General features: G+C 43.2%; 12 protein-coding genes. All 12 read right to left on the bottom strand.

Going from position 1 to position 12640, the window contains the following annotated elements; all coding sequences use genetic code 11:
* Nucleotides 1-8: 8 nt before the first annotated feature.
* The 12 genes from pyrC to ICN28_RS06725 are packed head-to-tail and all read right to left on the bottom strand — an operon-like array spanning nt 9 to nt 12640.
* A complete protein-coding gene (pyrC, locus tag ICN28_RS06780; RefSeq protein ID WP_370626467.1) occupies nt 9-1079 on the bottom strand; it encodes a dihydroorotase in 1071 nt (356 codons plus the stop codon).
* Entirely contained in the window at nt 1076-2410 is a 1335-nt protein-coding gene (locus ICN28_RS06775; protein ID WP_216287288.1) for a glycerate kinase, read from the bottom strand. Before ICN28_RS06775 ends, pyrC begins: the two co-directional genes overlap by 4 nt.
* Nucleotide 2411: 1 nt before the next feature.
* Nucleotides 2412-4232, bottom strand: a complete 1821-nt coding sequence (locus tag ICN28_RS06770; protein WP_216287286.1) for an ABC transporter ATP-binding protein/permease — start codon at nt 4230-4232, stop codon at nt 2412-2414.
* A 36-nt stretch (nt 4233-4268) separates the two neighbouring features.
* The gene (locus tag ICN28_RS06765) at nt 4269-5483 is read right to left on the bottom strand and encodes a phosphatidylserine/phosphatidylglycerophosphate/cardiolipin synthase family protein (protein ID WP_216287284.1); all 1215 of its coding nucleotides are present in this window, start codon (nt 5481-5483) and stop codon (nt 4269-4271) included.
* Between the two features lie 8 nt (nt 5484-5491).
* Complete coding sequence (nudB, locus tag ICN28_RS06760) at nt 5492-5932, bottom strand: dihydroneopterin triphosphate diphosphatase (RefSeq protein ID WP_216287281.1); 441 nt, start codon at nt 5930-5932, stop codon at nt 5492-5494.
* A complete protein-coding gene (gene aspS / locus ICN28_RS06755; RefSeq protein WP_216287279.1) occupies nt 5929-7728 on the bottom strand; it encodes an aspartate--tRNA ligase in 1800 nt (599 codons plus the stop codon). Before aspS ends, nudB begins: the two co-directional genes overlap by 4 nt.
* Nucleotides 7729-7736: 8 nt before the next feature.
* Nucleotides 7737-8372 carry a DUF502 domain-containing protein gene (locus ICN28_RS06750; RefSeq protein ID WP_216287277.1) on the bottom strand — a complete coding sequence of 212 codons (636 nt, stop codon included), beginning with the start codon at nt 8370-8372 and terminating at the stop codon, nt 7737-7739.
* Nucleotides 8373-8392: 20 nt separating this feature from the next.
* On the bottom strand, nt 8393-9970 hold the full coding sequence (gene ubiB, locus ICN28_RS06745; RefSeq protein ID WP_216287275.1) for a ubiquinone biosynthesis regulatory protein kinase UbiB: 1578 nt from the start codon (nt 9968-9970) through the stop codon (nt 8393-8395).
* On the bottom strand, nt 9967-10593 hold the full coding sequence (locus ICN28_RS06740) for an SCP2 domain-containing protein (protein WP_255536174.1): 627 nt from the start codon (nt 10591-10593) through the stop codon (nt 9967-9969). Before ICN28_RS06740 ends, ubiB begins: the two co-directional genes overlap by 4 nt.
* A complete protein-coding gene (locus ICN28_RS06735; RefSeq protein ID WP_216287273.1) occupies nt 10547-11437 on the bottom strand; it encodes a Tim44 domain-containing protein in 891 nt (296 codons plus the stop codon). The genes ICN28_RS06740 and ICN28_RS06735 overlap by 47 nt, the downstream gene beginning before the upstream one ends.
* Before the next feature lie 23 nt (nt 11438-11460).
* A complete protein-coding gene (ubiE, locus tag ICN28_RS06730; RefSeq protein ID WP_216287272.1) occupies nt 11461-12204 on the bottom strand; it encodes a bifunctional demethylmenaquinone methyltransferase/2-methoxy-6-polyprenyl-1,4-benzoquinol methylase UbiE in 744 nt (247 codons plus the stop codon).
* A 25-nt stretch (nt 12205-12229) separates the two neighbouring features.
* Nucleotides 12230-12640, bottom strand: coding sequence for a gamma-butyrobetaine hydroxylase-like domain-containing protein (locus ICN28_RS06725; protein ID WP_216287271.1), 411 nt, complete (start codon nt 12638-12640; stop codon nt 12230-12232).

Genomic DNA, 12640 nt, shown 5'->3' with positions numbered 1-12640 from the left:
ACGATAGTCTAACCGACTATTGTCCAAGCTAGCATTTCACCAGCACGAAGAGGAACTACGGTGGAGCCTCCCATTGGGAAACTTTCAGGAATAGACTGTTGCTGACGTTTCAGTTTCAGCTTACCGGTATTACGCGGCAGACCATAAAAATCCGCCCCAAAGTAACTTGCAAAACCCTCTAGTCGATCCAATGCTCCAGCAGCGTCAAAGACTTCCGCATACAAAGGCATCGCATGCCATGCCGTATAGCAACCAGCACAACCACACGCATTTTCTTTCGTGCCCTTGGCATGAGGTGCGCTATCCGTTCCCAAGAAAAATCGAGGATTACCAGATATAGCAACTTCTACCAAAGCAACACGATGCTCTTCTCTTTTTAGAATCGGTAAACAGTAGTAATGAGGTCTCACGCCACCGCTAAAAATAGCATTGCGGTTATAAAGAAGGTGCTGAGGTGTAATCGTTGCTCCTATGGCGCCCAACCTAGATGTATCGGCATCACGCACATAGTGCGCTGCTTGTTTGGTTGTGATGTGCTCAAAAATAACTTTTAAACCTGGGTGTGTTTTTCTGAGAGGTTCGAGAACTTGATCAATAAAAACTGCCTCACGATCGAAGATATCAATGTCCGCATGCGTCACCTCACCATGAACCAATAAAGGCATGCCACACCTCTCCATCTCCGCTAATGCAGCAGAGCACTTTGCTAAATCAGTCACACCTGCATCGCTGTTAGTAGTTGCTCCAGCAGGGTATAACTTAAAACCAACAACACCAGCTTGTTTAGCATTTTTGACATGTTCTGCTGTTGTCATATCAGTCAGATACAACACCATCAAAGGTTCAAAAGAACTTCCCACAGAATTTTCGGAAGGTCTTGCATTCAGTATGCGCTGCTTATAAGCCAGAGCCAATTCAGCGGTAGTCACTGGCGGCTTCAAATTAGGCATGATGATCGCACGAGCAAATTGCTGCGCAGTATGAGCAATCAAATCTGGTAATACATCACCATCTCTGACATGCAAATGCCAATCATCCGGTTGGCAGATTTCAATCGTATTTACAACATCCATGATCAAGACTCTTTATCTAGTAGCAATATTCGAAAATCATTCACATTAGTTAATGTGGGACCCGTATGAACCAATGTATTTAATTCTTTAAAAAACCCAAAACTGTCATGTGAACTGAGGTACTGTTTGGCTTGCATCTTTTTGGATTGCGCCAACCCTCTTCTATCTGAAGAGAACCATGCTCCGGCATTGTCCTCACTGCCATCAATACCATCCGTGTCTGCAGCCAAAGCAGAAAAATTCTTTAAGTCATCCGTTGCGGCATATAAAGCCAACAAAAACTCACTGCAACGCCCTCCACGACCTTTAACGCCTGCAGGCATCGTGACGGTGCACTCACCTCCCGACAATAAGGCCACCGGCTTTTTGAAAGGCGCATCGTACAAATAAACTTCTCTTGCAATCGCTGCCTGCATCAGTGCTACGTCTTTTGCTTCTCCCATCACTGTATCGCCTAAGATGACAGGCGTTACACCATGAGCCTTGCAATAATCAGCTGCTGCCTCAAGGCTTGCATGAGCCGATGCCAATAAATAGTTCTGGGTTTTTTTAAAAATAGCATCCCCAGACTTCGGCGTTTCAGGGCGCTCCCCCTTAACACCTGCTTGAAGATAATCTGTAACGGCTTTTGGAATAGCGCCATTCAATAAATCATAATCTTTCAGAATCTCAAGAGCGTCAGCAAAGGTTGATTCGTCAGGTGCACACGGACCGCTAGCAATACTTGAAGGATCATCCCCTGTCACATCAGAAATCAAAAACGCTGACACCTCAGCACCACGCGCCACTGCTTCACGAGCCATATGTCCACCTAAGATAGCTGATAGGTGCTTGCGAACGATGTTCATTTGACCTATGGGAGCACCTGATCGCAATAACGCTTGCGTGGTTGCTCTAACGTCCTCAATATCCAAGCCTTCTGCTGGTAATGTTAATAAGCTAGAGCCTCCACCAGATACCAATGCTATTAAATGGTCCCCAGGCTGTAATGTTTTAATGAATGCCAGCGTCTCTTGGGCTGCTCGCATCCCCGCTTCGTCAGGAACTGGATGTGCAGCTTCGACAACCTGAATATATTTGGTTGGTAAAGAATGGCCATAACGTGTAATGACCATTCCCTCTAATTTAATCCCCGGCCAATGAGTCTCAGCATAACTCTCCATAGCAACGGCCATAGAGGCAGCAGCCTTACCAGCACCCAAAACCAAACAACGGCCGTTGGGTACCTCTTTAAATGCGTTCTTAATACCAGCAGGCAATATTGCCATTGGATCGGATGCTTTTAAAGCCTCACCAAAGGCTCCCATTAAAAACTGCTCTGTATTATTGACTGTCATATCAGGATATTAGCTCTATTTGTGATTGCTGTACTCGCCACATTTCGGCATACCGCCCCTGTTGCGCTAAAAGTTCGTCGTGCGTGCCTCTTTCAATGATTTTTCCGCCATCCATCACTAAAATCTGATGAGCATGTATCACTGTTGAAAGCCTATGTGCAATGATCAAAGTAGTTCTATTTTGAGCCAAGGCCATTAACTCTTTTTGTATTGCTCTCTCTGTCTCAGAATCAAGGGCGGATGTTGCCTCATCAAAGATTAATAATGCAGGATTTTTTAACAAAGTTCTAGCAATCGCTACTCGTTGTTTCTCACCACCTGACAACTTAAGACCACGCTCACCAACAGTTGTTTTATAACCATCAGGCAAAGACATGATGAAGTCATGGATCTGAGCTGATCTTGCAGCTGCTTCAACCTCTTCTTGGCTAGCGCCAGGTTTTCCGTAAGCAATGTTGTAGGCAATCGTGTCATTAAACAAAACCGTATCCTGAGGAACTATACCAATCGCCTGACGTAAACTGATTTGTTTGACATCTTTGATATTTTGTTGATCGAGCTTAATGGCACCAGAACTAACATCATAAAAACGGAACAATAAACGTGCCAAGGTACTTTTACCCGCACCGCTATGCCCAACAACTGCGGTGGTTTGACCCGGCAATATCTCAAAACTCAAATCATCCAAAATAACTCTATTTGGCTCATAAGAGAAGTTTACGTTTTCAAAACTAACTTGTGGCCCCAGGTCCAAGCGATGAATCAGCAGATCCTTAGCTGTTGCCGAGTCTGAAATCTCCTGATCGGTTTGCAACAAACTAAACATACGATCCATATCCGTTAAGGCTTGTTTAATCTCTCGATAAATAACACCTAAAAAATTGAGCGGTATGTAGAGCTGAATCATTAATACATTCACTAGCACTAAGTCACCAATCGTCATGCTTCCACTGGCAACACCGATCGTTGCCTGCCAAAGAATTAATATCAAACCAATGGCGATAATGGTTTGCTGACCTGCGTTCAATAATGCCAGCGAACGTTGCGACTTAATTGCTGCCTCTCGAAAGCGCTTTAAGTTCTCATCGTATCGTTGAGCCTCATAGCCTTCGTTCCCGAAATACTTAACCGTCTCAAAATTGATCAAGGAGTCTACGGCTCTTTGATGAGCTTTTGAATCCAAATCATTCATTTTGCGACGGTACTGAGTTCGCCACTCAGTCACTTTGACTGTAAAAATTACATAAATAACTAATGCGCAAAAAGTAATTAAAGCAAAGACATAGTTATATGCCCAAATGAAATATCCTAAAACCAAACCCAGCTCAACCAAGGTAGGCAAGATACTGTAAAGAGAATAAGAGATTAAAGACTGTATACCTCGGGTACCTCGCTCAACATCGCGTGTCACACCACCTGTTTGTCGCGATAGATGAAAACGCAATGAGAGTGCGTGCAGGTGCTCAAAAACTTGGAGCGCTACCGTTCTAACAGCACTCTCTGTGACCCTTGAAAACAAAAGCTCACGTAGCTCGGTGAACAAGGAGGCAGACAGCCTCAAAATGCCATAGGCAATAATTAATGCGACAGGCACCACAACAAGCATCTCAATACCCTTAGGCACACTCATCGCATCAATCAGCTCTTTAAGAAGAATGGGCACACCTAGGTTAGCCACCTTAGCTGCAATCAAACAACTTAAAGCCAATATCACCCGACCTTTAAACGTCCATAAATACGGCAATAAATTTCGAATAACTTTCCAATCATTGCCTGACTTATGTTTACTGGCTTGCTCTTCTTGCTGCGCTAAATGTCTCATTATTTTCTTTTCTTCATTAACCTACTCAGAGATAAATTAATCCCTAATGCTCGGCAAAGCCTTATCTTTTGTTCCAGCAGTAATGATGGATAAAGCAAATCTAACAAAACCATAACTTATCCAATTCGCTAGTTTTTGATAGATAGGTCTTTGATCATAAATTGCTGGGTCTACTTGATTAGCAAGTGCCACCGCTTGATCGGCAATCTTGCAACGAATCTCTTTGATCACCTCATGATTACGCACAATCAAGTTTGCCTCATGATTCAGTAAAAATGAGAAGTGATCATAATTAGATGATCCTAATGTTGCCCACCGACGATCGACCACCATCGCTTTGGCATGCAATAGCCCATTAGGGTACTCGTATAGGGTGATATTGGCTTTTAGTAACTGACTATACAAACTCGGCACTGACCAATTCAACATTTGAAACTCATCTCTACCCAATAATAAATTGACCGCCACTCCTCTTTGAGCAGCATGAATCAAGGCTCGCCTGAGACGCCTTCCGGGTAAAAAGTAAGGTGTTACCAACCAAATTTCTTCTTTAGATTGACCAATGGCCTTAAGGCTTGCCCGTTCAATATCGCGACGATGGTGCAAGTTATCTCTAGCCACCAAGGCCAGACCAGACTTAGTTCCGTGGCGCAAACCTAAAAAGTGGTTATTCCCCCATGGCAACTCTTGCTCCAGAATTCTTCTTAAGATGTTTTTTGGGTGCATCGAATCAGGTTGTAAACGTTGCCACTGTCGTAAAAAAGTAGCATGTACTTTCTCTACAATTCCACCTGTTGCACGCAAGGCAAGATCCCAGCGCAAACCATTCAAAGGATTGCCAGATGAATCCTTGGCATCATCACAAATATTGACGCCCCCAAGGTACGCCTCAAGCTCATCAATCACCAGTATTTTTCGATGGGTTCTGGAGAAGCCAAATGGTCCAAACCAACCAGGGTTGTAGTACTGCAATTGGACACCTGATTGACGTAATTCAGCCTCAAACTGAAATGGCGAGGATCCAAACCAATCAACGATCACCTTAACATCCAAACCTTTTAAGGCGGCATCAGCTAATAATTTGGCTATTTTTTGGGCTTGGTCATCGGCCGAAAAAATATAGACCTCTAGATAAATACTTTTTTGGGCGCGCATCAAAGCTGCTTCAATTGCCGGAAAATAATCTTTCCCACCCTCAAGTAACTCTAAAGACTCAATACTCTGCCAACGATTTTGACGTAACAGTGACATACCTTATTCTAAATAGAATTGAGCTTTCTAATAGCCTCTTGATTGCTAGGGGAGAAACACATGCTTGCTGCATGCTCGATTGACTGCCACTGACAGGAAATATGCTCTCTTGGCGCTAACTGAACTGGCACCCTATCTTCTAAAAACATGCTGAACCAATGCTCGGTGTTCTTAAGGGTTCCCGGAGGGTAACGGTGACGCCACTCTGAATAAATCTCATACTCGACTGAGTGATCCATTGAAGTTAATGCGTTTTTACCAAAGGATTGAGCATCAATCCCGGTTTCCTCTAACAGTTCTCTAGCTGCAGCTTCAATGAGCGGCTCATCATGAGAATCAAGGCTACCAGTTACTGATTGCCAAAACCCAGGGTGATCCGCTCTTTCAAGCAACAATACCTCGCCCTTAGCTGTATGAATGACAACTAAGACCGAGATAGGGATTTTCACGCAGGCACTTCTGTCTTACGCAAGCGAATATGCAATTCACGTAATTGCTTTTCATCAACTGGGCTAGGCGCCTGAGTTAACAAGCATTGCGCTCTTTGTGTTTTAGGGAATGCAATCACATCACGAATCGATTCTGCACCGGTCATCATGGTTACGATTCGATCTAAACCGAACGCGATACCACCATGCGGAGGCGCTCCATACTGCAATGCATCCAATAAGAAACCAAACTTAGCTTGAGCTTCTTCAGGGCCAATATTTAGCGCTCTGAATACTTGACTCTGAACAGACTCTTTATGGATACGAACAGAACCACCACCAATTTCCCATCCATTGAGAACCATATCGTATGCTTTTGCTAAGCATTTACCAGGATCTGTTTCAAGATAATTTAAATGCTCATCTTTAGGGCTAGTGAATGGATGGTGGCATGCCACCCAGCGTGCCGCATCATCGTCGTAATCAAACATCGGGAAATCAACAACCCACATAGGTTGCCATGTCTGCTCCATCAAACCGTTTTCACGAGCCCAAGCAGAATGACCCACTTTTAATCTCAAAGCACCTATGGAATCATTAACAACTTTTTCTTTATCTGCGCCAAAGAAAATAATGTCGCCGTCTTTTGCACCAGTTCTAGCCAAAATCTCGGCAACAGCAGCATCATGCAAGTTTTTAACGATTGGGGATTGCAATCCATCGCGACCCTTAGCAATCTCATTCACTTTGATCCAAGCCAAACCTTTTGCACCGTAAATCGCAACGAACTGGGTATAGTCATCAATATCACTTCGGCTAATAGCCGCACCACCAGGGATACGCAACCCAACAACTCGGCCATTAGGCATATTGGCAGCACCTGAGAACACTTTGAAATCAACGTCTTTCATGACATCTGTTAACTCAGTGAACTCCAACTTAACACGTAAGTCAGGTTTATCTGATCCAAAACGAGCCATCGCTTCTGAATAAGCCATGACCGGGAAAGGATTAGCTAACTCAACATTCATGACAGTTTTAAATATATGACGAATCATATTTTCAAATAAATCACGAATTTCATATTCATCTAAGAAGGCAGTTTCGCAATCGATCTGTGTAAATTCTGGCTGACGATCTGCACGCAAATCTTCATCACGGAAACATTTAGTCACTTGATAGTAACGATCAAAACCGGCCACCATCAATAATTGTTTAAATAACTGTGGTGACTGTGGCAAAGCAAAAAATTGACCATCATGAACACGTGATGGCACAAGATAATCTCTTGCGCCTTCCGGCGTGCTCTTAGTTAACATCGGTGTTTCAATATCAATAAAGCCCGCTTGATCCAAGTAGCGACGAGACTCCATGGCCACGTTGTAGCGTAAACGCAAATTCTTTTGCATTTGTGGGCGACGTAAATCAAGTACGCGGTGCGTTAAGCGTGTTGTCTCAGAAAGATTGTCATCTTCTAATTGGAATGGCGGTGTAATAGAGGCATTCAAGATATTTAGTTCATGACAAAGAATCTCTACCTTGCCACTGACTAAATCGTTATTCTCAGTTCCAGCAGGACGAGCTCTAACGAGTCCAATGATCTGAATACAGTATTCATTGCGAACTTGCTCCGCCATTTTGAACATATCAGCACGGTCGGGATCACAAACAACCTGAACGAAACCATCACGATCTCGCAAATCAATAAAGATGACCCCACCATGATCGCGGCGGCGGTTAACCCACCCAGCTAAAGTGACTTGTTGTCCGACTAGGGCTTCTGTTACTTGCCCACACTGATGGCTACGCATTGACATAAAACTTCCTACTTTGCAGTTAATTCTGGATGTTGTAAGGGGGGTACTGAACCCATTGAAACAATATGCTTGAGGGCTTCTTCAACCCCCATATCGAGTTCTATGATGTCCGCTTTAGGAACAATCATAAAAAATCCTGACGTTGGATTTGGTGTTGTTGGTAAAAACACGTTAACGTGCTCACCACTTAACTTTTCAGAAACTTCAGTTGCTGGATTTCCGGTGATAAAAGCAATAGTCCAAGATCCATTGCGTGGATATGGAATTAATACTGCTTTTCTAAAAGCATTGCCTTTGCTTGAAAACAAAGTTCCGGAAACTTGTTTAACGCTGGAGTAAATAGACTTAACAATTGGGATGCGCGCAATAAAACGATCCCATAAACGCACCCACCATTGACCAGCAAAGTTTGCAGCCATAACACCTGTGAGCAAAATGATTGCAATCACAATAAGAATGCCAACACCCGGTAAATCTTTAAAGGATTGGAGATCGGACCTTAGCTCCAATGGAAGTACAGCCATAAGACCCTTCATTACCGAGCCAAAAATACCATCCAATAACGACAGACCCCAAGTCATCACCCAAACGGTGATAGCTAAAGGGGCCCAAACGAGCATACCGGCAATAAAATATTTTTTCATGAAGCCTTAAATTATAGGGCTTAGCCAAGCCAGGTGAGAGTAAATAAGGTTCCTGTGAACAATCCACCAAAGAAAAGAATGGTTCCCCAAATTAACTTACGCGTTTGTTTTTGCTCAATTAAAAGTTTGAACATCAACTCTTGAGTCACATCATTTTGTGTTTCTTGGTGGCTCTCTAACCATTTTACAACAAGCCTAGGAATAGTTGGCACTAACTTAGACCATTGCGGCGCCTCATCTTTAATTCGATCAATGAAGCCGCGAATACCAATTTGCTGGTCCATCCAACGCTCTAAAACGGGTTTGGCTGTCTTCCATAAATCCATATCTGGATCTAATTGGCGCCCTAAGCCTTCAACGTTCAGAAGTGTTTTTTGTAATAACGTCAGTTGAGGCTGTATCTCAACATTAAATCGCCTAGAAACCTGGAAGAGTCTCATGAGCACAAGACCTAATGAAATATCTTTTAGCGGACGATCAAAGTAAGGTTCACACACCGATCTAACGGAGCCCTCTAACTCTTCAACCCTTGTTTCTTTTGGAACCCAACCAGACTCAATATGCAACTCAGCAACTCTTCGGTAATCTCTATTGAAGAAGGCTAGAAAGTTTTGCGCTAAATAATTTTTATCGACATCAGAGAGTGCACCCACAATACCAAAATCCAAAGCAATGTAGCGCCCGAATGTTTCTGGGGCAACACTAACAAAAATATTACCTGGGTGCATGTCAGCATGGAAGAAACCATCATGGAAAACTTGCGTGAAGAAAATTTCAACGCCATCAGATGCTAATTTTTTAAGATCAATGCCCGCGGCCTGAAGTTGATCTAATTTAGAGATAGGTATGCCATGCATACGCTCCATGACCATCACATTCAAACCACATAAATCCCAATACATTTCTGGGATCATTAATTTGGTAGAGCCTTCAAAGTTTCTTCGTAGTTGACTTGAATTGGCAGCCTCTCTCATTAGATCCAATTCATCGTGCAAATATGTATCAAATTCTTCTACGTTTTCTTTTGGCTTTAAGCGTTTACCATCACGCCACAATTTCTCAACCAACCCAGCCAGTATTTTCAATAAGGCTAAATCACTTTCAATGATGGACAGGATGCCTGGACGTAAAACTTTGACGGCAACTTCCTTACCTTCCCACTCGGGGTATTTTTCAGTTCCTTTAAGAACCGCAAAATGCACCTGCGCTACTGAAGCACTGGCCGTAGGTGTGCGCTCAAAAGAAATGAAAACTTCAGATAATTTTTTACCAAGAGATGCCTCAACCAATGCAATCGACTTGTCTTCAGCAAAGGGAGGCACTTGATCTTGCAATTTTGCTAACTCATCAGCAATATCAGTAGGCAATAGGTCACGACGCGTTGAGAGAACCTGACCAAACTTAACAAAAATAGGGCCCAAAGCCTCTAAGGCTAACCTTAAACTTTCACCACGGGTATAAGACCCCGGCGTTACCCAAGATAAAGCTGTCAAAATTAGTTTAACAATGCCAGGCTTAAGACTATCCCGAACTATTCTTAAAAGCCCAAAACGCCAGATCGTAAAGATGATCTTCAATAATCTTAAAAACTGTCTCACTGAGATCTCTCCAATAGGCGCTCAATACGCTTTTCTATACGCTCAACATCATCACGCAATTGACGTAAATTATTTTTATACAGCGTTAACTCATCCCTCTGAACCAAAGTTGGCTTTTCATGAACGAAATATTCAAAGACACTACCGCCAACATCTTTGATAGCAGATTGACTGTAGGCATTTGCCTTTTTGGCTGCCTGAACAATGCGATGCGCCATTGCATCACCCACTAATTTAGAGAGGTCTTCTTCAAACTCCCAGCGCAACTGTCCTGCCAGCTTTGACATAGCGTGAGCCAAATCCACGTCACCGGACACCTTGACGTGTTGCGCCGCGGACTCTTTACCACCAGCCACAAATGCACTAAAGACATCTGATCCAATGGTTAGGGTCACGTTTGGCTCACTGACTAGGCTTGGCGCTATAGTAAATTGACCAGCCTTATCAATCAGAAGACTTACTTCTGTGATTGGCAAAACTAGATGAATTGTTTTACCAATGTGCTTGTGCAAAAGGTCACTGGCCCAAGATTCTTGGGCCAGCAAATAATTTAAGGCTTGTACGATCTTTTTCAGATTAGACCAATTGTTGTATACCGGCCAATACCCAACCGCCTTGACCATTAACAGGCTTGGTTAAATTCCAAACCTCAACAAATGACTCTGCAGCTCCATCAGCCTGTTCGCGAATCATGCCTGAGAATCTCACGCTAGCAAGATGAACCTCAGAAATTGTTTCAACGCCTAGCAATTCAGCATCAAGAGTTAATACTTCAGTGCGATTATTAGCATGGGCACGAGCACCAAGATCCTGACTTAATTCAGTAAACATTTCTGCCGTTGCAAACTCTCTTAGCTTGTCTAAATCACCGTCATCCCAAGCTTGCTGCAAATGAACAAAATGTTTCTTTGCATTTAACAAGAATGATTCTTGGTCAAAATTTTGAATACCTATTTCCTGACTTGCAACTTCTGAAGCTGGAGAAGCGCTTGGCATTACTGGCTGCTCTCGGTTGTATTGGCTTGTAGAATCCCATTGAGATCCACCCGCTGGACTCATTTTGTATTTGGCTTGAGAACCGGCAAATTTTCTAAATAACCACAAACCAATCATTGCCACTGCCATGACCATTAATAAACCCATAAAAAATGATGCAGCAGCCTCACCCAAACCAAAATGAGATAACAACCAACCAATACCCAATCCAGCTGCTAAACCTCCCAAGATACCTCCCATGCCAAAGCCTTTTTTAGGCTGTGCGGCAGCAGGTGCTGCTGCAGGTTTGGCTGCCTGAGCAGGTTGCGCTGCTGGAGCAGCAGGTGCTGGAGCTGCTTGTTTTTTCGTCAAGCTTGATTGTTTGCCAAAGCTCTTAGAACCCCCTAAACGCTTTGCCTCAACTTCCATTGAAGAGCCCAATAAAACAAAAGAAGAAAGAACTAAATAAACAAAACTTTTCTTCAACATCATTTGATACCTCTTTCAGTGAAAAACTAATATTTATAACCAATATGAAGCGCAACAATACCACCAGTTAAGGAGTGATACTCAACCTTATCAAAACCCACTTCCTCCATCATGGCTTTTAGTGTTTCCTGGTCCGGATGCATTCTGATAGATTCTGCCAAGTAACGATAGCTATCTGCATCACCTGCAACTTTTTGACCTAACCAAGGCAAAATTTTGAATGAGTAGGCATCGTAAATAGGTTTTAATGCATCAACCGGTTTAGAGAACTCTAGAACCATAACTTTCCCACCAGGCTTGATCACCCGCAACATCTCTTTAAGAGCTATCTCTTTATGAGTCATGTTACGAAGACCAAAAGCAACCGTTGTTAAATCAAAATAGTTAGATGGGAATGGAATTTGTTCCGCATCAACCTGAACGCAAGGAAGATGGTAGCCCTTATCAAGCAGGCGATCACGCCCATACCCCAACATCGATGCGTTGATATCTGTTAGCCAAACCTGGCCGCCAGTTTCTCTTTCAAGGCCAACTGATTTAGCAAAGCTCAAAGATAAATCGCCGGTACCGCCTGCAATGTCCAAAACTTTTTGACCTGGGCGAACAGCTGCCTTACTGATCGTGAAATGCTTCCAAACACGATGCAAACCACCCGACATCAAATCATTCATGATGTCGTATTTGTTAGCTACAGAATGAAAAACCTCAGCAACTTTGCTAGCCTTTTCATTCTCATCAACTGTTTTATAACCAAAGTGGGTTTGTGCCATATTTATTAATTATTCTTATAAGGTATCAATGGCTACTGCAAGAGTGGCCCGAGTCTTTAACCATCGAAGCATCACGGTCGACCCCAGCAGCCAACAAGCGGTCGAGGTAGTCCTGCCACATCTCATCATAGTTAAGACACATCTCATACAAGTACTCCCATGAGAATATGCCTGAGTCATGGCCATCATCAAAGATGGGCTTGATCGCATAGTGGCCGACTTGCTCAATATTGCTAATCACGACATGGCGCTTACCAGTCTGGAGTGTTTCTTGACCAATCCCATGACCACGAACCTCTGCTGAAGGCGACCAAACTCTTAGAAACTCAAATGGCAATTGATAACTTTTTCCATCTGGATAAGCTAACTCCAAGAACTTGGATTGCTGATGGACAGCAATATTAATCGGTAGTGGTGCTTTATTTGTTTGTGCCAT

The sequence above is a fragment of the Polynucleobacter sp. 30F-ANTBAC genome, assembly GCF_018882385.1.
Taxonomy (GTDB): domain Bacteria; phylum Pseudomonadota; class Gammaproteobacteria; order Burkholderiales; family Burkholderiaceae; genus Polynucleobacter.
This window is presented reverse-complemented; position numbering and strand designations above follow the sequence as displayed.